19 protein-coding genes and 1 tRNA gene are annotated in these 20,663 nt (G+C 70.7%); 10 read left to right on the top strand and 10 right to left on the bottom strand.

What is annotated here, in order from left to right; translation table 11 throughout:
- The first annotated feature begins 142 nt into the window (after nt 1–142).
- Genes ACTOWY_RS35695 through ACTOWY_RS35685 form a run of 3 tightly spaced genes read left to right on the top strand, consistent with a single transcriptional unit; the run spans nt 143 to nt 3,009 of the window.
- Nucleotides 143–1,399 carry an MFS transporter gene (locus tag ACTOWY_RS35695; protein ID WP_441314006.1) on the top strand — a complete coding sequence of 419 codons (1,257 nt, stop codon included), beginning with the start codon at nt 143–145 and terminating at the stop codon, nt 1,397–1,399.
- Nucleotides 1,326–2,609: a hemolysin family protein gene (locus ACTOWY_RS35690; protein ID WP_441314005.1), complete on the top strand. Its 1,284-nt coding sequence runs from the start codon at nt 1,326–1,328 to the stop codon at nt 2,607–2,609. Before ACTOWY_RS35695 ends, ACTOWY_RS35690 begins: the two co-directional genes overlap by 74 nt.
- Before the next feature lies 1 nt (nt 2,610).
- The gene (locus ACTOWY_RS35685) at nt 2,611–3,009 is read left to right on the top strand and encodes an ASCH domain-containing protein (protein ID WP_441314004.1); all 399 of its coding nucleotides are present in this window, start codon (nt 2,611–2,613) and stop codon (nt 3,007–3,009) included.
- A gap of 4 nt (nt 3,010–3,013) precedes the next feature.
- On the opposite strand, the gene ACTOWY_RS35680 is transcribed toward ACTOWY_RS35685, so the two are convergent.
- Nucleotides 3,014–3,463 (bottom strand): hypothetical protein, encoded by a 450-nt coding sequence (locus ACTOWY_RS35680; protein ID WP_441314003.1) that lies wholly within the window; start codon nt 3,461–3,463, stop codon nt 3,014–3,016.
- A 116-nt stretch (nt 3,464–3,579) separates the two neighbouring features.
- Here ACTOWY_RS35680 and ACTOWY_RS35675 point away from each other — a divergent pair, with 116 nt between their 5' ends.
- Together ACTOWY_RS35675 and ACTOWY_RS35670 are read left to right on the top strand one after the other, a co-directional pair.
- Entirely contained in the window at nt 3,580–4,098 is a 519-nt protein-coding gene (locus ACTOWY_RS35675; protein WP_441314002.1) for a DinB family protein, read from the top strand.
- 4 nt (nt 4,099–4,102) lie between these two features.
- The gene (locus ACTOWY_RS35670; RefSeq protein WP_441314001.1) at nt 4,103–4,612 is read left to right on the top strand and encodes a DinB family protein; all 510 of its coding nucleotides are present in this window, start codon (nt 4,103–4,105) and stop codon (nt 4,610–4,612) included.
- A gap of 9 nt (nt 4,613–4,621) precedes the next feature.
- Here the strand turns inward: ACTOWY_RS35670 and ACTOWY_RS35665 are convergent, their stop codons facing one another.
- Both ACTOWY_RS35665 and ACTOWY_RS35660 read right to left on the bottom strand, forming a co-directional pair.
- Entirely contained in the window at nt 4,622–4,927 is a 306-nt protein-coding gene (locus ACTOWY_RS35665; RefSeq protein WP_185001273.1) for a hypothetical protein, read from the bottom strand.
- Nucleotides 4,928–5,017: 90 nt separating this feature from the next.
- Nucleotides 5,018–5,090, bottom strand: a tRNA-Thr gene (locus ACTOWY_RS35660).
- A 201-nt stretch (nt 5,091–5,291) separates the two neighbouring features.
- Between ACTOWY_RS35660 and ACTOWY_RS35655 the strand changes: the two genes are divergently transcribed.
- Entirely contained in the window at nt 5,292–6,650 is a 1,359-nt protein-coding gene (locus ACTOWY_RS35655; RefSeq protein WP_441314000.1) for a hypothetical protein, read from the top strand.
- A gap of 22 nt (nt 6,651–6,672) precedes the next feature.
- On the opposite strand, the gene ACTOWY_RS35650 is transcribed toward ACTOWY_RS35655, so the two are convergent.
- Nucleotides 6,673–7,905 (bottom strand): glycoside hydrolase family 88 protein, encoded by a 1,233-nt coding sequence (locus tag ACTOWY_RS35650; protein ID WP_441313999.1) that lies wholly within the window; start codon nt 7,903–7,905, stop codon nt 6,673–6,675.
- 63 nt (nt 7,906–7,968) lie between these two features.
- On the bottom strand, nt 7,969–9,573 hold the full coding sequence (locus ACTOWY_RS35645) for an L-lactate permease (RefSeq protein WP_441313998.1): 1,605 nt from the start codon (nt 9,571–9,573) through the stop codon (nt 7,969–7,971).
- A 139-nt stretch (nt 9,574–9,712) separates the two neighbouring features.
- Between ACTOWY_RS35645 and kduI the strand changes: the two genes are divergently transcribed.
- The 3 genes from kduI to ACTOWY_RS35630 are packed head-to-tail and all read left to right on the top strand — an operon-like array spanning nt 9,713 to nt 12,077.
- Nucleotides 9,713–10,543 carry a 5-dehydro-4-deoxy-D-glucuronate isomerase gene (kduI, locus tag ACTOWY_RS35640; RefSeq protein WP_441313997.1) on the top strand — a complete coding sequence of 277 codons (831 nt, stop codon included), beginning with the start codon at nt 9,713–9,715 and terminating at the stop codon, nt 10,541–10,543.
- 11 nt (nt 10,544–10,554) lie between these two features.
- Nucleotides 10,555–11,322 (top strand): SDR family oxidoreductase, encoded by a 768-nt coding sequence (locus ACTOWY_RS35635; protein WP_441313996.1) that lies wholly within the window; start codon nt 10,555–10,557, stop codon nt 11,320–11,322.
- Nucleotides 11,319–12,077: an IclR family transcriptional regulator gene (locus tag ACTOWY_RS35630; protein ID WP_441313995.1), complete on the top strand. Its 759-nt coding sequence runs from the start codon at nt 11,319–11,321 to the stop codon at nt 12,075–12,077. The genes ACTOWY_RS35635 and ACTOWY_RS35630 overlap by 4 nt, the downstream gene beginning before the upstream one ends.
- Nucleotides 12,078–12,098: 21 nt before the next feature.
- On the opposite strand, the gene ACTOWY_RS35625 is transcribed toward ACTOWY_RS35630, so the two are convergent.
- Genes ACTOWY_RS35625 through topA form a run of 4 tightly spaced genes read right to left on the bottom strand, consistent with a single transcriptional unit; the run spans nt 12,099 to nt 18,699 of the window.
- The gene (locus ACTOWY_RS35625) at nt 12,099–13,340 is read right to left on the bottom strand and encodes a DNA polymerase III subunit delta' (RefSeq protein WP_441313994.1); all 1,242 of its coding nucleotides are present in this window, start codon (nt 13,338–13,340) and stop codon (nt 12,099–12,101) included.
- 5 nt (nt 13,341–13,345) lie between these two features.
- Complete coding sequence (locus tag ACTOWY_RS35620) at nt 13,346–15,346, bottom strand: bifunctional MFS transporter/dTMP kinase (protein ID WP_441313993.1); 2,001 nt, start codon at nt 15,344–15,346, stop codon at nt 13,346–13,348.
- 52 nt (nt 15,347–15,398) lie between these two features.
- A complete protein-coding gene (locus ACTOWY_RS35615) occupies nt 15,399–15,839 on the bottom strand; it encodes a hypothetical protein (protein ID WP_441313992.1) in 441 nt (146 codons plus the stop codon).
- Between the two features lie 55 nt (nt 15,840–15,894).
- On the bottom strand, nt 15,895–18,699 hold the full coding sequence (gene topA, locus ACTOWY_RS35610; protein WP_441314023.1) for a type I DNA topoisomerase: 2,805 nt from the start codon (nt 18,697–18,699) through the stop codon (nt 15,895–15,897).
- Between the two features lie 335 nt (nt 18,700–19,034).
- Here topA and ACTOWY_RS35605 point away from each other — a divergent pair, with 335 nt between their 5' ends.
- Nucleotides 19,035–19,862 (top strand): S1 family peptidase, encoded by an 828-nt coding sequence (locus tag ACTOWY_RS35605; RefSeq protein WP_441313991.1) that lies wholly within the window; start codon nt 19,035–19,037, stop codon nt 19,860–19,862.
- Nucleotides 19,863–19,944: 82 nt separating this feature from the next.
- Here the strand turns inward: ACTOWY_RS35605 and ACTOWY_RS35600 are convergent, their stop codons facing one another.
- Nucleotides 19,945–20,526, bottom strand: coding sequence for a hypothetical protein (locus ACTOWY_RS35600; RefSeq protein WP_441313990.1), 582 nt, complete (start codon nt 20,524–20,526; stop codon nt 19,945–19,947).
- Nucleotides 20,527–20,663 lie beyond the last annotated feature (137 nt).

The following is a 20,663-nucleotide window of genomic DNA, read 5'->3' as shown; positions in this document are numbered from 1 at the left end:
GATGATGCGCGCCCCATGCCCCCCGACACCGCGCAAACCCACCATATCCGGACTTTCCCCAGTTGTGCCAGGGTTTCGCTGTTGCCAGGGTGCGGCTGTTGCGGCGTTGTCGCAGCGTGTGGCGCGCGCCTACGGTGCCGCCATGAGCGCACTGGCGAACCCGGTCTTCCGTCGGTTGTTCGCCGCGCAGGTGCTGGCGTTGCTGGGCACCGGGCTGGCCACGGTGGCGCTCGGCCTGCTGGCCTACCGGCTGGCCGGGGCCGAGGCCGGCACCGTGCTCGGGGTGTTGCTGGCGATCAAGATGACGGCGTACGTGCTGGTCGCGCCGGTGGTGACCGCGGTGGCGGCGCGGGTGCCCACCCGGGCGTTCCTGGTGTCGATGGATGTGTTGCGCGCGGTGGTGGCCGGGGTGCTGCCCTTGGTGGACGCGCTGTGGCAGGTCTACGCGCTGGTGGTGCTGTTGCAGGTGGCGGCGGCCGCGTTCACCCCGACCTACCAGGCCACCGTGCCCGCGGTGCTCACCGATGAGCGGGACTACACGCAGGCGTTGTCGTTGTCCCGCTTGGCTTTCGAGTTGGAGGCGCTGCTGTCGCCGGTGCTGGCGGCCGGGTTGCTGCTGGTGCTCACGCCGGTCGAGCTGTTCTTCGGGACCGCGCTGGGATTCCTGGCCTCGGCGTTGCTGGTGGCCGGGAGTGTGTTGCCACGCAAGGAGATCCGCCGCGGCCGGACCGGCGGGCTCCGCACTTTCCTTGGCACACCGGCACTTCGGGCGTTGCTGGGGCTGAACCTGGCCACCGCGGCCGGTGGCGCGCTGGTGCTGGTGAACACCGTGGTGCTGGTGCGGGACCGCTTCGGCGGCACGGCGGTGGCGGTCGCGGTGGCGCTGGGTTGCTACGGGGCCGGGTCGGTGCTGGCCGCGCTGGTGCTGCCGCGCACACTGCGCGCGGTGTCCGACCGGGCGGTGCTGCTGGGCGGGGGTTCGGCGCTGGCCGGGACGCTCGGGCTGGGTGCGCTGTGGTTCGCGTTCGCGCCGGGGCTGACCGCGTTGCTGGTGCTGTGGGCGGTGCTCGGCGCGGCCGGGGCGGTGGTGCAGACGCCGGTGGGACGGCTGGTGCGCCGGTCCGGGTCGCCGGATGGGTGGGCCGGGCTCTTCGCCGCCCAGTTCACCCTCTCGCACGCGGCCTGGCTGGTGACCTACCTGCTCGCCGGGCTGCTCGGGCCGGGGCCGTTGACCTTCGCCGTACTCGGTGGCCTGGCCGCGCTGGGCGTGTTGTTCGCGGTGCGCGCCTGGCCGCCGGTGCGACGGCACTACTGTGGTCGCCACCATGGACGGTTACTGGCTGAACCTCGCGCTCGTCGCGTTCCTGATCCTGGTCAACGCGTTGTTCGCGGGCAGTGAGATCGCGCTGATCTCCTTGCGGGAAGGGCAGTTGCGGCAGCTCGAACGTCGCGGCGGCCGCACCGCGCGGGTGCTGATCCGGCTCACCAGGGACCCGAACCGGTTCCTGGCCGCGATCCAGCTGGCGATCACCCTCTCCGGCGCGCTCGCCTCGGCCACCGCCGCGGTGACCCTGGCCCAGCCGCTGGTCCCGGCGCTGAGCTTCGCCGGGGAGGCGGCCGGTCCGCTGGCGGTGGCGCTGGTGACGCTGGTGCTGACCTTCTTCACCCTGGTCTTCGGCGAGCTGGCGCCCAAGCGGCTGGCCATGCAGTACGCGCACCGGTGGGCGATGCTGGTGGCCCGCCCGCTGGATCTGATCGCGACCATCGCCCGCCCGGCGATCTGGGCGCTGAGCCGGTCCACCAACGTGGTGGTGCGCCTGTTCGGCGGCAACCCGGAGGCCGGGTCCGAACAGCTCAGCCCGGAGGAACTACGCGATCTGGTGGCCGGGCACCGTGGACTCAACGCCGAGCAGCGAATGATCATCACCGGCGCGCTGGAGATCCACGAGCGGCTGCTCCGGCACGTGCTGGTGCCGCGGCGCAACGTCTTCGTCGTCCCCGCTGATGCCACCGTGCAGGAGGCCCGCCGGATGCTGGCCGGCTCCGGCCATTCGCGCGCGCCGGTGGTGCGTTCCGGGCACCTGGACGACGTGGCGGGCATGGTGCACCTGCGTGAGCTGCTCGATGACAGCACCACCGTGCTGGAGGTGACCCGCGCGGCCACGATCTTCCCGGACTCCCTGCGCGTCTCCGACGCCCTGCGCCAGTTCAAGGCCACCCACCAGCAGTTCGCCCTGGTGGTCGACGAACGCGGCGCGGTGGACGGCATCGTCACGCTGGAGGACCTGCTGGAGGAGATCGTCGGTGAGATCTACGACGAGACCGACCGGGACATCATGGCCGTACAGGCCGAACCGGACGGCGCCCTGCTGCTGCCCGGCACCTTCCCGGTGCACGACCTCATCGACCTGGGCGTGGAACTGAGCGACGCGCCCGAGGGCGACTACACCACGATCGCCGGCCTGGCCCTGATCGCGTTGCGGCGCATCCCTGACCAGCCGGGCGACCGGGTGGAGCTGGCCGAGTGGACGCTGGAGATCACCGCGGTGGACCGGCACGCGATCACCGGGATCCGCTTGCGCCCCAAGGCGAAGCGGGCGGCGGACTGAGATGGCCTGGGACCGCCTCGATGGGCAGCGGGTGCTCGGCCTCGGCACCCCCGGCGAGATGCGCGACTGGCTCAACGAACGCGTGCTGGGCGGGCACAAACAGGCCACCGCCGGCCTGCTCGGCGCCGACTACCAGGCCGAGGGCGAGCCGCTGGAGCACATCGGCGAACTGCTGGCGCTGGTGGACAGCCAGGAGCGGCGGATCGGCACGGTCGAGGTGACCAAGGTCGAGGTGGTGCCCTTCGCCGCGGTGGACTGGGACTTCGCCCAGGCCGAGGGTGAAGACTTCCGCTCGGTCGAGCACTGGCGGGAGGTGCACACCCGGTACTTCACCGACAGCGGCGCGAGCGTCGCGGACGACACCCAGGTGGTCTGCCTGCACTTCCGCCTGCTGCCCTGAGCGCTCAGCCGAGGCCGGGCAGCACCGCCGCCGCGAGCAGCAGCAGCCCGACTCCGGCCCGCCACGGCCAGGCCACCCTCGGCGCGGTGACGAACCCGGCGGCCAGGTAGCCGAGCATGCCGTAGAGCAGCAACAACGCCGACTGCGGCAGCGGCATCCCGGACAGCACCCTGGCGATGGCCCAGGCCGCCACCGGTCCGATCAGCGCGATCCGCCAGCCCTGCTCGACCCGGGCGCGGTACAGCACCAGCCAGGCCAGCCCCACCCCGAGAGCCACCGCCAGTGGGATGGCCAGCAGGGCCACGCCGAGGCAGTTGAAGCCCTGGTTCGTGCAGATCAGCTGCCGGGTGAGCAGCACGTCCACCAGCAACAACAGCAGGCCGGGCCCCAGTCCCGCTGCCAGCGAGACCAGCAGCCTGCGGCCGATCGCTTCAGTTCCTTCCGCGGTGCTCATACCCTCTGGTACCCCCTCCCGAAAATTTCCCGGAATCCGGTTCGGAAATAGGACCGTAGCTGACCTATACGCCTCATAACGTAGTCCCCAGCAGCCCACCGAGGAAGGCAAAACCGATGACCAGCACCGAGCTGACCAGCACCGACGCCACCCTGACCGGCGAGCGCGCCGACCTGCTGGAGGCACTGGGCAACGCCCGCTTCTTCCTCCGCAACACCGCGCAGAACCTCACTGAGGAGCAGGCCAACCAGAACTCCACGGTCAGCGAGCTGACCATCGCCAAGCTGATCAAGCATGTGGCCGAGACCGAGTCGTCCTGGGCCAGGTTCATCGTCGAGGGCCCGTCCGCGATGGACTTCGACGAGGCGGACTGGCACGCGCTCTGGACCGTCACCGAGCCGCTGGCCACCCTGCTGGACCGCTACGCCGAGGTCGCCGCCCGCACCGACGAACTGCTGGCCACCCTGCCCAGCCTGGACGTGGCGCACAAGCTCCCCGAGGCCCCCTGGTTCGAGCCCGGCAAGTCCTGGTCCGCCCGCCGGGTGTTCGCGCACATCGCCACCGAGACCGCCCAGCACGCGGGTCACGCGGACATCATCCGCGAGACCATCGACGGCCAGAAGTCGATGGGCTGAGCCGATGACCGAGACCAAGCCCACGGGCGAGCGCGCCGACCTCCTGGCCGCGTTCGCCAGTGCCCGGTACTTCCTCCGCCACACCACCCAGGGCCTCACCGACGAGCAGGCCAATCAGCGCACCACGGCCAGTGAACTGACCCTGGCCGGCCTGATCAAGCACGTCACCGGCGCGGAGGTGAGCTGGACCAACTTCATCGAACACGGCGCCTACCGGATGTACTGGGAAGAGAAACCCGACGGCGCCTGGTCCGACACCTTCACCCCTGGACCGGGCGAAACCCTGGCCGCCCTGCTGGACCGCTACACCGAGGTGGCCGCCCGCACCGACCACCTGATCGCCACCCTGCCCAGCCTCGACCTCGCCCACCCCCTCCCCGAGGAACCGTGGTTCGAGAAGGGTTCCTGGACCGCCCGCCGCGTCCTGACCAACCTGATCGCCGAAACCGCCCAGCACGCGGGTCACGCCGACATCATCCGCGAGTCCCTGGACGGCCAGAAGTCGATGGGCTGACCAGCTGGTTCAGTAGGAACTGGCACAGTGCCGGCACCGCTTGTCCGCCACCCGCGACGGGTTGTCCCCACCCGTCGCGGCGATCGGCTCGGCGTTGCCCAACCGCTCCCACGCCCGCGGCACCCCCCGGATCTCACCCCAGCCCCGGTAGTCCGGCGGGGCGTCGTGGTGACAGGCCCCTGGCAGGTGCGCGGTGTTGGTCCGGCTGACCAGGATGAGATCCGGTTCGGCCCGGACCACGACCCGGCGGCGGGTGTGCGGGCACTGGCCGGTCGGCAGGTCACATCGCTCGCAGCGGGTGATCGTTGAAGTCACCCCGCCATCATCCCGACAGCACCGACAGAACCTGCCCGGAACGCGAGAAACCCCAGGTCATGCGAGATGACCTGGGGTTTCTGCTCGCTGAGCCGCCTAGGGGAATCGAACCCCTGACCTACGCATTACGAGTGCGTTGCTCTACCGTCTGAGCTAAGGCGGCAAGACGCGACAGAGTCTAGCGGTAGCTCGCCTGCCTCCCCAAACCCGGCCCGGTGGGCAGCGAAAGCGGTACGCCGCGTTACCCGTTGGTACCCGTCTCGTTAGGCCATGCGTGACGCCGGTCTCACTGACCGGATCGCCCGTGACACCGCGAGGAGGGCCCGGCCTGATGCGTGCACGCCGCCTAGCCGTTGTTTGTGCTGTGCCTGCTGTTGTGTTGCTCGCGCTGGGGCCGGTGGCCGGGGCGGCGCCGCCGCCGACCACGCCGGTGCCCTCGCCGGTGGATCCGAATGGGCCTGGGATCAGTGATCCGAACGCGCCGAAGTTCCCGCCGCTGGTGGCCGATGCCGGGACCGGGCTGGGGATCATCCGGGTGTTGCCGGGGGCGGTGCAGACGAACTCGCCTGGGCTGACCGATGAGGACGAGAAGAAGTTGCCCAAGCAGGCGGCCGGGGAACTGGGGCTGGGGCTGGCTTCGGCGCAGGTGAACTCGCAGGCGGTGCAGTCCTTCGAACGGGCCATCGCGGAGTCCTCGCCGTTCGGGTTCGCGGTGAACGGGCGGGCGCCTCGGTTGCCGGGATCGTTGGCACAGCTGGCGATTCCGGACAATCCGGAGCCGCTGTCGGGTGGGTTGACGCCGCCGGCCTCGCCGTTGGACGCGCTGGTCAAGCTGGGGTTGTTGCAGGGCAGTGTGCATGCCCGGTGGGATGAGAAGCTGGGGCCCTGTGTGGAGCCGATCGCGGACTCTAGGACCTCGCTGGCGAGTTTGTCCGCGGTGAACGTGCTGCCTGCCATTCCCGGGCTGCTGAACGGCGGGTCGCTGTTGCGGTTGCCGGACACGCTGAGCGCGCGCTCGACCGTGCGGCTGGTGGATGTGCCTGGGCGGCAAGGGAAAGCGGTGCAGGCCACGTCCACGGTGCAGGTGGCGAGCATCCAGTTGCTGGCCGGGACACCCGGTGAGGTGCGGATCGACGTGGTCAGCGCGCCGAAGCTGGTGGCGACCTCGACCGGGGACGCGAAGACCTCGACGGTGCGGTACGAGGCGCCGGTGTTGCGGGTTTCCCGTGGTGGCAAGGAACTCGGCAAGCTGGACGCGGCCGCGCCGAAGCTGGACGTGCCGGTGAGCGGGCCGTTGCCGGGGGCGGATGCGCTGAAGCTGCTGGACATCGGGGTGTTGCGGCTGTCCATCGCGCAGGTGAACGAGAAGCGGGACGGGGCGGCGGTGGGTGCGGTGGCCAGGCTGCTGGATCTGCAGCTGCTGCCGACGGATGCGTTGAAGCTGCCCGGTTTGCCGACCTCGCTGGTGCAGATCTCGTTGGGAGAACAGGTGGTTCGGGCCGCGGCGCCCGCGGGTGGGTATGTGTGCAAGGCGATCACGCCCGCGCCGAGTTCGCCTGGGCCCGCGCCCGCACCCGCGCCGCAGGGTAAGGAGAGGCCGCCGCCGTTGGCCTACACCAGCGCCGCGTACCAGACCGTGCCGCTGCTGTGGACCGGGATGATCCTGTTGCTGTGCGGGGTGATCGTGGTGGCCGCGTTGCCCCGCCGCCGCCAGCGCGGCTGACGGGGCAACGCGATCAGGTGACTCAGAGGCCGATGGCCTTGGCGATCTCCCTGGGCTTGAGCACCCGGAGGATGGCCTCCATCAGGTAGTAGTCGCCGTAGGGCAGTGACACCTCGATGCCGTTCTCCGCCCTGCGGTTCTTGGTGCCGCGGGCCAGCACCGCGTCATGCCGGTCGGACCTGGTGGTGAGGCAGGTGCGGGACAGCGCGTCCAGCACGGTCAGCGCGGTGGTCTGGTACCTGGCATTGCCGGTGATCTTGGCCAGGTCCAGCAGCCCGCAGGCGGTGATCGCGCCTGCCGAGGAGTCACGGATGTCGTGGGGCGCCAGCGGGGAGCGGTAGTCCCAGATCGGGACCGGGCTCTCCGCCAGGTAGGGCAGCACGTGGTCGGCCATCCTGGTCGCCGCGTTGAGGAACTGGCGGTCGCCGGTGCGGCGGTAGGTGGTGGCGAAACCGTAGATGCCCCAGGCCTGACCGCGGGCCCAGGTCGAGGTGGCGCTGTAGCCCTGCACCGTGTTCGGGCCCACCGCGGTGCCGCTGACCGGGTCGAAGTCGAACACGTGCGGGGTCGAGCCATCCGGGCGGATGAAGTGCTTGATCGTGGTGCGGGCGTGGTTGGCCGCGATGTCGGCGTACTTGCCGTCCCCGGTGACCTCGGTGGCCCAGAACATCAGGTCCAGGTTCATCATCGTGTCGATGATGGTGCGGCCCGCGTTGCCGGTGGAGCCCAGCGAACCCCAGGCCCGGATGAACTTGCCCGCGGTGTTGTACCGCTTGCTCAGCGATTCCGCCGCGCGCACCGCGCCGTCCCGCCAGGACGCCTCCCCGGTGAGCCGGTAGGCGGTCACCCAGGACGGGTAGAACAGGAAGCCCATGTCATGGGTGCCGGTGTCCGGGATGCGCGGGGTCAGCCGCAGCGCGGCCTCCCTGGCCCACTTCTCGAACTGCGGGTCGCGGCTGTCCACGAACCCCAGCCACAGCAGGCCCGGCCAGAAGCCGCCAACCCAGCCGCCGTCGTTGACCGGGATCCACTTCTCGAACTTGGTCTCCTCGGGGAAGGTGGCCACGGTCGGCGCGGTCTGGCGCAGTTTGGCGACCGCGTAGTCCAGGGTCTGGCGCAGCCGGGCCGGGTTCGGCGCGAAGGCTGGTCCGGCCGGAGCGCCCGCGGCGGCCAGCGCCGCACCTGGCTGCATGGCCAGTGCTCCGGCGGTCGCCGCCGCTCCGGTGAGCAGCACACGTCGGGATAGCGCTGTCATCGTTGTCCTCTCGGGGAATTGCCGCACAGGGAAAGGGTGGCGCCCAGGGTTCAAGGGGGCTGGTTACGGAACCATCCAGCCCAGCACAGGGGTCGACTGCAGGTAGCTGAGCACGCACATGGCCAGCAGCAGCAACAGGCTCCAGCCGAAGACCCGGCGGAACAGGTCGCCCTCCTTGCCGACCAGGCCGACCGCGGCGGTGCCGATGGCCAGGTTCTGCGGCGAGATCATCTTGGCCATCACGCCACCGGAGGAGTTGCTCGCGCCGAACAGGATCGGCGAGGCGCCGACCTGGTTGGCCGCGGTGGTCTGCAACCCGCCGAAGAGGGCATTGGCTCCGGCGTCGGTGCCGGTGATGGTGACGCCGAACCAGCCGACGATCGGGGACAGGAAGGCGAAGAACGCGCCGGTGCCGGCCAGCCACACGCCGAGGGTGATGATCTGGCCGGACAGGTTCATCACGTAGGAGAGGGCGAACACGCTGAGGATGGCCAGGATCGCCCAGCCGAACTGGCGGATGGTGCGGCCGTAGATGTGCAGCGCCTTGACCGGGGAGACCCGCAGCACCAGCAGCGACAACAGCCCGGAGATCAGCAGCAGGGTGCCGGTCGCGCCGCCGATGTTGAAGGTGTACGTGGTGGAGACCGCTTTCCCACTGGCGTTGGCCACCTGCAGGCCCGGCCACTGGAACACCCAGGTGGCCTTGGCCAGCAACGCCTTCACCGCGTCGAACTGGGCCAGCGAGAAGATGGCCACGATGATCGCGTAGGGGGCGAAGGCGGTGGCCACGTCCCGCCGCGAGTCCGGCTGCTCGGGCTCGTCCGCGCTACCGCCACCGCCCACGGTGACCGGGACCGGCGCGGACCGGCGCAGCCTGGTCACCACGAGCACCGCGCCCACCGAGACGATCGCGGCGATGATGTCGCAGAGCCGGTAGGAGATGTAGTTGGAGACCACGAACTGGGTGATGCCGAAGGACAGGCCGGCGGCCAGCGCCACCGGCCACGCCTCGCGCAGCCCGCGTTTGCCGTCGACGATGAAGACCAGCAGGAACGGCACCAGCACGGCCAGGATGGAGACCTGCCTGCCGGCCATCGCGCCGTAGGCGTCGGCGGAGAGGCCGGTGACCGAGCTGAGCACGGTGATCGGGTTGCCCATGCCGCCGAAGGCCACCGGCGCGGTGTCCGCGACCAGGGACAGGGTGGCCGCCTTGAGCGGGTTCACGCCCAGCGCGATCAGCATCACCGAGCAGATCGCGACCGGTCCGCCGCCGCCGGCAAGCGCTTCCAGCAGGGCGCCGAAACAGAAGGCGATCACGATCGCCTGGGTGCGCGGATCGTCACTGATCGAGCTGAAGGCCCGCCGCAGCACCGCGAAGTGCCCGCTGTGCACGGTCAGGTTGTAGATCCAGATCGCGTTAAAGGTGATCCAGAGGACCACCAGCACGCTCTGCCCGGCGCCGTAGGCGGCCGAGTTGAGCGCCAGCCCGACCGGCATCGAGTAGCCGATCACCGCGATGGCCAGGGACAGCGCCAGCGTGCTCAGTCCGGCCCAGTGCGCCTTCCAGCGGAACACGCCGAGCAGCACCAGCAGCACGACCAGCGGCAGCAGGGCGAGCAGCGCGGAGACGAACAACGACCCCGTGGGGTTCGGGTCCTGCTGGTACACGGGGCCGACCTCCTCGCCTGTTCGCCGACTTGTTCCGTTCCGCAGAACGGTGTTCCATAGGGCGCGGGCACATCGTGACACCGCCCGGTCCGAAACGTAAAGGGCCATCCAGCGCATACGCTCCCGCCGGAGGCAATTCATGCAGGTTAGGCATGCGACAAATCCCGCGCAGATCGCCGGTTTCGACACCGAGCAGCTCCGCGCGCACTACCTGGTAGCGGATCTTTTCGAACCGGGACAGGTGCACACGGTGTACTCGCATGAGGACCGGACCGTGCTCGGCGGCGCCGTCCCACTGTCCGGCCAGCCGCTCCGGCTGCCGTCGGCCGACCCGCTGCGCGCCGAGAACTTCCTGGCACGACGCGAGTTGGCGGTGGTGGCGGTGCACGGCGGCGGCACGGTGACCGTCGACGGCACGGCGTATCGGTTGACCCATCGGGACTGCCTCTACGTCGGCCGCGGCGCGGTCGACGTCGTGTTCGAATCGGACGGGACGGACTCCCCGCATTTCTACCTCTTCTCCACGCCCGCCCATACCAGCCATCCGACGGAATTGGCGCGGTTCACGGATGTGGACATTCTGGAATTGGGCGAGCAGCGGACCGCAAACGTCCGATCGATCAGAAAGTTCATCCATGTGAATGGAATCTCCTCGTGCCAGTTGGTACTCGGTATCACCACCCTGGCCGAAGGCAGCGTGTGGAACACGATGCCGCCGCACACACACGACCGGCGCACCGAGTGCTATCTCTACTTCGACCTGCCTGACGACCAGCGAGTGATCCACCTGCTCGGTGAGCCGACGGCGACCAGGAACCTGGTGGTGTCCAACGAGCAGGCGGTGATCTCACCGAGCTGGTCCGTGCACTCCGGCGCGGGCACGCACGCCTACTCCTTCGTCTGGGCCATGGCCGGGGAGAACCAGGCCTACGAGGACATGGACCCGGTCGCGCTCACCGAACTGCGCTGAAGGAGAACAGGGTGAACGGGGCAGTCCAGCGGATGTTCTCGCTGCGCGGGCGGACCGCGCTGGTGACCGGCGCGCGCACCGGGATCGGCCGGGCCATCGCCAACGGCCTGGCAGGCGCGGGCGCGGACCTGGTGCTGCTGGGCCGCGGCGGCGACCTGGCCGAGGTCGAGGCGGAGATCCGCGGGCATGGCGTCACCGCGCGCAGCCTGATCGTCGATCTGTCCGATGTGGACCGTGTGCAGCGCGAAGTCGGTGCGCTGCTTGCGGATCAGGAGATCGACATCCTGGTCAACAACGCGGGCACCATCCACCGGCAGGCCGCCACCGAGGTGCCCATGGCGGACTGGCGGCGGGTGCTCAGCGTCAACCTGGACTCGGTGTTCGCGCTCTGCCAGCTCGCCGGGCGGCAGATGACCGCACGCGGCTCCGGCAAGATCATCAACATCGCCTCGCTGCTCAGCTTCCAGGGCGGCATCCTGGTGCCCGCCTACACCGCGAGCAAGCACGCGGTGGCCGGGCTGACTTCGGCGCTGGCGAATGAGTGGGCCGGGCGCGGCGTGCAGGTCAACGCGATCGCGCCGGGCTACATCAGCACCAGCAACACCGCGGCGCTGCGCGCGGACCCGGTGCGCGAACCGGCCATCCGGGCCCGCATCCCGGCCGGGCGCTGGGGCGATCCGGAGGACCTGGCCGGTGCGGCGGTGTTCCTCGCCTCGCCGGCTTCGGACTACGTCAACGGGCACGTGCTGGTGGTCGACGGCGGTTGGATGGGCAGGTGACCGAAGGCCCCGGCGGGGCGGTGGAGAAGGCCCTGGCCGTGCTGGACGCGCTCGCCGAGCACAGCCGGGTCACCGATCTGGCCCGTGCCACCGGCCTGCCCAGGTCAACCGTGCACCGGGTGCTGCAGACCTTGGCCGAACAGGGTTTCGCGCTGCCGGACGCGCACGGCAACTATCTGGCCGGACCCAAGGTGCTGGCGCTGGCCGGGCGGGTGCTGCAACGCCTGGACCCGGCCCGCCGGGCCAGGCCCGCGCTGACCGGTCTGCAGGCCGGGACCGGCTGCGCGGTGCACTTCGCCATGCTCTTCGGCGCGGAACTGGTCTACGTGGACAAGGTCGAGGCGGACAAGCCGTACCGGATGGCCTCCCGGATCGGCATGGGCCTGCCGTTGCACTCCAGCGCGATCGGCAAGGCGGTGCTGGCCGCGCTGCCCGAGATCGAGCTGTCCGCGCTGCTCGGCAAGCTGCGGCTGGAGGCCCGCACGCCGCGGACCGCGAGCACCCCTGCCGTGCTGCGGGAGCGGCTGACCGGGGCGCGTTCGGCCGGGTTCGCGGTGGATGACGAAGAGAACGAGCCCGGGGTGCGCTGTGTGGCCGCCGCGGTGCGTGATCACACCGGCGCGGTGATCGGCGGGGTGAGCGTGTCCGCGCTGGTGCTGGAACACCGGCTGGCCGAGCTGACCGGGCACGGCGCGCGGGTGGTCCGGGCGGCACGGGAGGTCTCCACCGCGTTCGGCTGGTCCACAGCCCTGTGACGCAACCAACCAGCGAGTGCTTCAGCCGTGATGCAGGGTGGTGACCATGGCCTCGATGGCGATCCTGGGCTTGACGTTCATGCCAAGGGCGTCCCGGCAGGCCAGCACCGCCTCCAGCCGCTTCAGCGTGGCCTCCGGGGTCCAGGTGGCGGCCGCGGTGCGGATGTCGGCGGCGCGGTCGGGGTGGTTGAGCGGCACGTCCGCGCCCAGCCGGGCGGTGAGCACGTCCCGGTAGAACCCGGCCAGGTCGACCAGGGCCAGGTCCAGGGCGTCGCGCTGGGTGCGGGTGGCGCGGGATTTCTGCCGCTTCTCCAGGTCCTTGAGCGCGGATTTGGCGCCGCGGGCCGCGGCGGCCACGCCTTTGCCGGTGCCGCCACCGCCGAGCGCGGTCTCCAGCGCGTCGCGTTCGACCCCGTCCTTGGCCTCGCTGACCGCGGCCGCCTCCGCCTCGGCCGTCTTGACCAGCTCGTCCGCGCTGGTGAACACGTCGTTGGGGCGGCGAAGGCCGGTGGGGATGCGCAGCACGGCCTCGCGGCGGGCGCGGGCTTCCGGGTCGGTGGCCAGCCTGCGGGCCCGGCCGACGTGCCCGCCGCAGACCGAGGCGGCCCAGGCGGCCAGGTCGGCGGGGATGCCGTCGCGGCGGCGCAGCACGTCCTCGATGGCGGCCACGGTCGGTGTGCCCAGGGCGAGCACCCGGCAGCGGGAGCGGATGGTGACCGAGACGTCCTCGGGGTGATCCGAGGGCGCGCAGAGCAGGAACACGGTTCGTGACGGGGGTTCCTCGACCGCCTTGAGTAGCGCGTTGGCCGCGCCCTCGGTGAGCCGGTCGGCGTCCTCGATGATCACTACCTGCCAGCGGCCGCCGGTGGGGCGGCGGGCGGCGATCTGCACCAGCGCGCGCATTTCGGCGACCGCGATGGACAGCCCTTCCGGCACGACCAGGCGCACGTCGGCGTTGGTGCCGCCCAGCGCGGTGTGGCAGGGGCGGCATTCCCCACAGCCGCGCACCCCGTCGGCGTCGGGCTGGACGCACTGCAGCGCGGCGGCGAAGGCGCGCGCGGCCACCGAGCGGCCGGAGCCGGGCGGGCCGGTGAACAGCCAGGCGTGGGTCATCGCGCCGGGGGTGATCGGACGGCCTTCGACCAGGTCGGCGGCTGCCCGCGCGGCGGTGGACAGGGTGCGCACCGCGCCGGGCTGACCGACCACGCCGCCCCACACGCCGGTGGTGGGCGCCTGCTGGATGGCCTCTTCGGTGAGCGTCACGGGTTCTATCCTGCCTCGGCGGCCGACAATCCTTGTTCCGGTGTGGCGGTCTGCCGCGCGGCGAGCACTGGGCGGACTGCCTCGCGCACCCGTTCGGCGACTTCCTCGACCCCGCCGCCTGCCTCCACCACTACGTAGCGGTCGGGTTCGGCGGCGGCCATCTCGGTGAGCAGCCGGTGCATCCGCCAGGGCTGTTCGGCCAGGTTGGCCGAGGGGGTGGCCGGGTCCTTGTCCAGCAGCACGGTGACATCGGCGGCCAGCCTGCCGGTGGAGAACTCGGCGAGGCCTTCCAGTTCGGCCGCGTCCATGCCCGCGCCCGCACCCAGTTCGGCCAGTCCGCCGTGCACCGAGCGTTCCATGACCACCACCGAACCGGCTGCCAGCGCGGGTTTGACGATCTGTTCGACCAGGTCGGCGCGGACCGCGGCGGACATCAGCACCTGGGCCCTCGGGCTGTGCAGTCCGGCCCCGGCCAGCAGTGTGCGTTCCTCGCAGGCGGGATCGGCGGCCAGCACCACCGCCTGGCCCTGCTCGCGCAGCCAGTCGGCCAGCCGCTGGGACTGGGCGGAGGTGTCCGCGACCGTGTCGCCCTCCACCGCGATCAGCAGGCCGCTGCTGCGGCGCGGGCGGCGCAGCGCGGACATCAGGTCGGACAGGATCGGGCCGCTGCGCCGGTCGTCCATCTGCCGGTAGGCGATCACGCCGAGCACGGCGGCGATGATCCCGGCGCCGAAGAGGATCGGCCGGGTGCCGTCCACGGTCAGCTCGGCGCCGAAGATGTTCCAGGTCCGCGGTGGCAGCAGGCCGACGAGCACCGGCACCAGGGCCATCGAGCCCATCAGCACCAGCCGGACCAGGGACTGCATGAAGGCCACGGTGCGGCCGCGGATCTCGTCCTCGACCCTGGCGCCGATGATGGTCATGCCGGTCAGGAAGGCCACACCGGCGGAGCCGCCGACGCCGATCACGGCCAGCAGCGCCAGCCACAGGTGCGGGGCCACCGCGACCAGCAGCAGCACCGCCCCGGCGCCCACGATGGCCGCGCCGAAGAGCCGGTTGTGCGGGATGCGCTGGGACAGCTTGGGCGCGACGATCATGCCGCTGCCCAGGCCGAGGAAGATCGAGACGAACAGCAGGCCGTAGCTGGCGTCGCCGCCCTTGAGGCTGACCGCGTACAGCTTGGCGCAGGCGATCACCGCGCCGCCCGCGGTGAACGCGCCGGCGATGCCGATCACCAGGCCGCGGATCAGCGGGGTGGTGCCGACGAAACGCAGTCCGTCCCTGATCAGCGCGAGCAGGCTGGCGCTACGCACCTGTTCGGTTCTGGCCCCGGCCCGGCCGGAGATCTCCGGGATGCGGGTGGCCAGGGTGATCGAGCTGGTCAGGTAGATCAGGCCGTTGAGCACCAGCGCGAAGTAGACGATCTGGGTCGGGGTCAGCGGCAGGAACAGGGTCGGGCCGAGCACGGTGAGCGCGGTGAACAGCCCGGAGGCGGTCACCACGGAGACCCCGTAGGTCATCACCATGGACAGCTGGTTGGCCGTCTCCACCTGGGCCGGTCTGCGCAGCAGGTTGGGGATGGAGGCGTCCTTGGCAGGCACCCAGAACAGGGTGCACAGCTCCAGCAGGAAGGTGGCCACGAACAGCCACCACAGCGAGCCCGCGAGGGGGATGCTCAGCAGCACCAGGCAGCGCAGCACATCGCAGACGACCATCAGCCTGCGCCGGTCGAACTTGTCGGCCAATGCCCCGGCCAGCGGGGCCAGCAGCAGCGCGGGCAGCAGTTTGATCGCGACCACGCCGCCGAAGGCGAAGCTCTGCGCCTGGTAGCCGGTGGTGAGGTTGGTGGCCAGCGCGGTGGTGGCCAGCAGGGCGAGCCAGTCGCCGACGCTGCACAGCGAGTTGACCGCCCAGAGCCTGCGGAACGGGCCGATGGCCAGCACGCTGCGCACCCGGTGCACGGTCGAGGCCGACGACTCGGCGGGTTCCTGCCGGATCCTGCTCACCTCGCTCGCGCTGACGTGCACGTCCCCGAACGGGCCCCAGGGTAGCCGGGCGCTAGCCGAGCAGGCCGGAGAACCAGCTGATGAAGCTGGAGAGGAAGGCGAGCACGAGCACCACGGTGAGGATGATCAGCGCCAGGAAGGCGAGGGTGGCCCCGCTGATCCCTCCGGCGGGCAGGGCGCGGCGGAGTTCGGGCAGGCGGGGTCGTGGAATGCGGGCCTTGGGCACGAACCGGCGCCGGGGCAGTGGTTCGACCTGCTGGTGGAACGGGGTGGCCTGGGCGTAGCCGGGCAGCGGCTGGTCGGCCTCGGCGCTGAGCGCGGCCTCGATGGCGGCGCGCAGCTGGGCCGGGTCGCCGACCGCGGCCGGGGTGTCGATCCGGCGCTGGGGTTCCTCGCCCGCCGGGTTGCGGGGTGGGAGCAGCGCGTCGGGCATCGGGGCCGGGGGTGACGGCGACTGGGTGCCGTCCCCACCGGAGAGCGCGTCCTTGGCCACGGAAGCCACCTCCCGGAACCAGGTTAACGCCGGTTCCGGGAGGTAGCCGGGTGAATCAGGACTTGCTGGCCGCCTTGGACTTGCTCGCGGCAGGCTTGGCCGCGGTCTTGGTGGCCGCCGTCTTGGTGGTGGTGCTCTTCGCGGCCGTGGTCTTCGTGCTGGCGGCCTTGGTGGTCTTGGCCGCGGTGGTCTTCTTGGCCGCGGCCTTCTTCGGCGCGGCCTTCTTCTTCGGCGCCGGGCCCTTGGCGCGCTTCTCCGCCAGCAGTTCGGCCGCGCGCTCGTCGGTGAGGGTCTCCACGCTGTCGCTCTTGCGCAGCGAGGCGTTGTACTCCCCGTCGGTGACGTACGGGCCGAACCGGCCGTCCTTGACCACCATCGGCTTGCCGGAGACCGGGTCGTTGCCCATTTCCTTGAGCGGCGGGGCCGAGGCGGCGGCCTGGCGGCCACGCTTCTTCGGCTCGGCGTAGATCGCCAGCGCCTCCTCCAGGGTCACCGTGAACAGCTGTTCCTCGGTGACCAGGGAGCGGGAGTCGGTGCCCTTCTTCAGGTACGGCCCGTAGCGCCCGTTCTGCGCGGTGATCTCCTCATTGGAGGCCGGGTCCACGCCGACCACCCTGGGCAGGGACAGCAGCCGCAGCGCGTCCTCCAGGGTGATCGAGGCCAGCTCCATGTCCTTGAACAGCGAGCCGGTGCGCGGCTTGTTCTTGCTGCCCTCGGGCAGGACCTCGGTGACATAGGCGCCGTAGCGGCCGTCCTTGGCCACGATGTCGTGCCCGGAGACCGGGTCGGCGCCGAGGGTGCGGCCCTCCATCGGGGTGGAGAACAGGGTCTCGGCGATCTCGGCGGACAGCTCGTCCGGCGGCAGTTCGTCGGGCAGGTTGGCCCGCTGCGACTCACCGGTGGCGTTGCCGTCCTCGTCGAGTTCCGGCCGCTCCAGGTAGGGGCCGTAGCGGCCGACCCGGACCACCACGGTGCGTCCGGCCTCGTCGGAGAACAGCGGGATGGAGTTCACCTCGCGGGCGTCGATGTGCTCGACGCTGGAGCCGACCAGCTTCTTCAGCCCGCCTGCGCGGCCGATCGAGCCCTCGGGGCCGATCTCGCCGCCGAAGTAGAACCCGGACAGCCAGGCGGTGCGCTCCTGGCGCCCGCCGGCGATGCCGTCGAGTTCGTCTTCCAGCGCGGCGGTGAAGTCGTAGTCGACGAGCCTGCCGAAGTGCTGTTCCAGCAGGCCGACCACTGCGAAGGCGACCCAGGAGGGCACCAGCGCGGAGCCCTTCTTCCAGACGTAGCCGCGGTTCTGGATGGTGCTGATGGTCGGCGAGTAGGTGGACGGGCGGCCGATGCCCAGCTCCTCCATCGCCTTGATCAGGCCGGCCTCGCTGTAGCGCGGCGGCGGGCTGGTGGTGTGGCCGTCCGGGGACAGCTCGTTGGCCTGGATCGCCTGCCCCTTGGCCAGGTTGGGCAGCCTGCGCTCGGCGTCGTCGCTCTCGCCACCGGCCTCGGAGTCCACCGACTCTACGTAGGCCTTGAGGAACCCGGCGAAGGTGATGGTGCGGCCGGAGGCGGCGAAGACGCACTCCTGCCCGCTGGTGGCGGTGCCGGTGATGCGCACGCTCAGGGTGGTGCCGCGGGCATCGGCCATCTGGGAGGCGATGGTGCGCTGCCAGATCAGCTCGTAGAGGCGGAACTCGTCGGATTCGAGTTCGTTGGCGACCTCGCCGGGGGTGCGGAAGGACTCACCGGCCGGCCGGATCGCCTCGTGCGCCTCCTGGGCGTTCTTGACCTTGCGGGTGTACTGGCGCGGGGTCTTGCTGACGTATTCCGCGCCGTAGAGGTGGGTGGCCTGCCTGCGTGCCGCGGTGAGCGCGGTCTCCGACAGCGTGGTGGAGTCGGTACGCATGTAGGTGATGTAGCCGTTCTCGTACAACCGCTGCGCCACGCGCATGGTGCGCTCGGCGGAGAAGCGCAGCTTCCGGCCGGCCTCCTGCTGCAGGGTCGAGGTCATGAACGGCGCGTAGGGCTTGCGGGTGTAGGGCTTCTCCTCCACCGAGGTGACCGCGTAGGGCGCGCCCTCCAGCGCGGCGGCCAGTGCGCGGGCCTCGGTCTCGACCAGCACCCGCACGTCGGAGGACTGCTTGAGCCTGCCGTCCGGGCCGAAGTCGCGGCCGGTGGCCAGGCGGGCGCCGTCCACGGTGTGCAGCCGGGCGGCGAAGGTGCGCGGGTCGGCCTGGGCGCCGGCGTCGAGCACCGCGGCGATGTCCCAGTACCCGGCGGAGCGGAAGCGCATCCGCTCACGTTCGCGTTCGACCACGATCCGGGTGGCCACCGACTGGACCCGGCCAGCCGAGAGCTTCGGCATGACCTTCTTCCACAGCACGGGGCTGACCTCGTAGCCGTAGAGCCGGTCCAGGATGCGGCGGGTCTCCTGGGCGTCGACCAGGTCCTGGTCCAGGTCACGCGGGCTGGCCGCGGCGGCCCGGATGGCGGACTCGGTGATCTCGTGGAAGACCATCCGGCGCACCGGGACCTTGGGCTTGAGCGTCTCCAGCAGGTGCCAGGCGATGGCCTCGCCCTCGCGGTCACCGTCTGTGGCCAGGTAAAGCTCGTCGACGCCCTTGAGCGCCTGCTTCAGCTCATTGACGGTGGTCTTCTTGTCCACCGAGACGACGTAGAGCGGTTCGAAGTCGTTGTCCACGTCCACGCCCAGCCGGGCCCAGGACTCGCTCTTGTACTTCTCCGGCACGTCCGCGGCGTTCTTGGGCAGGTCGCGGATGTGTCCCTTGGAGGACTCCACGACGAAGTTGCGCCCGAGGTACGAGGCGATCTTACGGGCTTTCGCGGGCGACTCGACGATCACCAGTCGTCGGTTAGCTGAGCCACCGCCCGCCCCGTTTTCGCTGCTCTTCGTCCGTGCCACGCGCGCCTGCTTCCTTGTCTGACCGATCTGCCCGTCCACCCGGCCGGGCCCCCCAGCTTGCCGTGATGACCCCCGTGCAATGACCCATCATGACAGCCGCTGTGCGCGGTCACCCACGCCGATGTGGTCACAGGCCCCCTGGGGCACCTCTTTCAACAGCCGGTAAGACCGTTGACTTCCAGTGTTTCGCCGCCGACTTCCGGGGGTGGCGGCCATTCGGCCGACAGGATGTGCTGAACCACCCCAGTCCTCTTCGCCCTGCTCGAAGGAGATCCCGGATGACCAGGCGTTTTGTCGGTTTTATGGCGGCCGCGGCGGCCGCGATGACGATCACGGGCACACTCGCGGCCGCCCCGGCGACGGCCGCGCCGAACGCGGTGGACTACACCGCGATCGTGGCGCTGAACAATTGTTCCGGCTCGGTGGTCCGGCCCTCCGGCGCGGCGAGCACGGACAAGGCGCTGGTGCTCACCAACGGTCACTGCGTGAAGTTCATGGCCGCGGGCGAGGTGATCGTGAACCAGGCCAGCTCGCGCACCTTCACCCTGCTGAACCCCTCGGCGCAGAACCTGGGCACGCTGACCGCGACCAAGCTGGCCTACGCGACCATGACCGACACCGACCTGGCGCTGTACCAGCTGCGGGAGAGCTACGCCGACATCGAGAGCCGGTACCGGACCAAGGCGCTGACCCTGAACTCGGCGCACCCGAAGCAGGGCGCGGACATCCGGGTGGTCTCGGGTTACTGGAAGCGGATCTACTCCTGCAAGGTCGACGCCTTCGTGCACCAGCTCAAGGAGGCGAACTGGACCTGGAAGGACTCCCTTCGCTACACCTCCAGCTGCAACACCATCGGCGGCACCTCGGGCTCGCCGATCATCGACACCGCCGACGGCACGGTGGTCGGGGTGAACAACACCGGCAATGAGAACGGTGGCCGGTGCACCCAGAACAACCCGTGCGAGGTGGACGCGGCCGGGAATGTGACGGTGCGCCGCGGCATCAACTACGGGCAGCAGACCTTCCAGGTCAACGCCTGCATGAGCACCGGTAACAACGTGGATCCGAACAGGGCGGGCTGCACGCTGCCCAAGCCGAGGGTCTGAGCACGATTTAGTGCCCGAAGGGGCCGTTCCGCACGGTGGGAGTGCCCGGAACGGCCCCTTCGGCTTCGCGCTGACCGGCGACTCAGGCGGCCGGCCAGAAGCTGTGCGCGGCCGCCACCGGGGTGGGGCCGACGAGTTCGGCGAGGCGGGCCAGCCGCCGTCGCCCGGTGAAACGCAGTGCGGGACCACCGGCTTTGGGGCCGAGCAGGTGCCCGGCCAGGCCCAGCCGGAGCAGCGCGGCGGCCAGCAGCGGGTGGGTTTCCGGCGCGAGCGGGTCAAGGCCGAGCAGATAACCGCTGGTCTCCAGCGCGCCCGCGGTCAGCGCCCAGATCCGCAGCGCCGGTCCGTCCAGTTCCAGGTCATCCGGGACGGCCTTCTCGGTGCCGCGCAGCCAGGCGGTGGCCAGTGGCGCGAGATCGCAGCGGAAGGCGGTGCGCAGCAGCCTGCGCCCGTCCTCGGTGGGGCTGACCTCGGCCTGCACCCCACGCTCGGCGCAGGCCAGCGCCACGGCGTGCGCCCGCCACGGCTCGGCCAGTTCGACCGAGACCTTGGCCGCGGCGCCCCGGCCGAAGCCGACCGCCTGACCAGGGCCGCACAACAGCCCGGCCAGGTCGGCAACCCTCGGTTGCCTGGCCTCCGCGGAGTAGAAGGACAGTTGTCCCACGGGTGCAGCGTAGAACACATGTTCGACTCAGGCGACGGTCAGATCCACCCGATGGTGTGAATTTCTGGGGTGCTTCAGCCCGATTTCCGCCCGACGGTCAACGCTCTGGCCCGCAGGTGAAGTGGGCCCGCACGATG

It is taken from the genome of Crossiella sp. CA198, from assembly GCF_052078295.1.
Taxonomy (GTDB): Bacteria; Actinomycetota; Actinomycetes; order Mycobacteriales; family Pseudonocardiaceae; genus Crossiella.
This window is presented reverse-complemented; position numbering and strand designations above follow the sequence as displayed.

Bases quoted from the DNA above. Each gene is read 5' to 3' on its own strand.
- ACTOWY_RS35690 (WP_441314005.1), top strand. From the start codon at position 1,326: ATGGACGGTTACTGGCTGAACCTCGCGCTCGTCGCGTTCCTGATCCTG.
- ACTOWY_RS35605 (WP_441313991.1), top strand. From the start codon at position 19,035: ATGACCAGGCGTTTTGTCGGTTTTATGGCGGCCGCGGCGGCCGCGATG.
- ACTOWY_RS35670 (WP_441314001.1), top strand. From the start codon at position 4,103: ATGACCGAGACCAAGCCCACGGGCGAGCGCGCCGACCTCCTGGCCGCG.
- ACTOWY_RS35650 (WP_441313999.1), bottom strand. From the start codon at position 7,905: ATGACAGCGCTATCCCGACGTGTGCTGCTCACCGGAGCGGCGGCGACC.
- ACTOWY_RS35675 (WP_441314002.1), top strand. From the start codon at position 3,580: ATGACCAGCACCGAGCTGACCAGCACCGACGCCACCCTGACCGGCGAG.
- kduI (WP_441313997.1), top strand. From the start codon at position 9,713: ATGCAGGTTAGGCATGCGACAAATCCCGCGCAGATCGCCGGTTTCGAC.
- ACTOWY_RS35685 (WP_441314004.1), top strand. From the start codon at position 2,611: ATGGCCTGGGACCGCCTCGATGGGCAGCGGGTGCTCGGCCTCGGCACC.
- ACTOWY_RS35680 (WP_441314003.1), bottom strand. From the start codon at position 3,463: ATGAGCACCGCGGAAGGAACTGAAGCGATCGGCCGCAGGCTGCTGGTC.
- ACTOWY_RS35695 (WP_441314006.1), top strand. From the start codon at position 143: ATGAGCGCACTGGCGAACCCGGTCTTCCGTCGGTTGTTCGCCGCGCAG.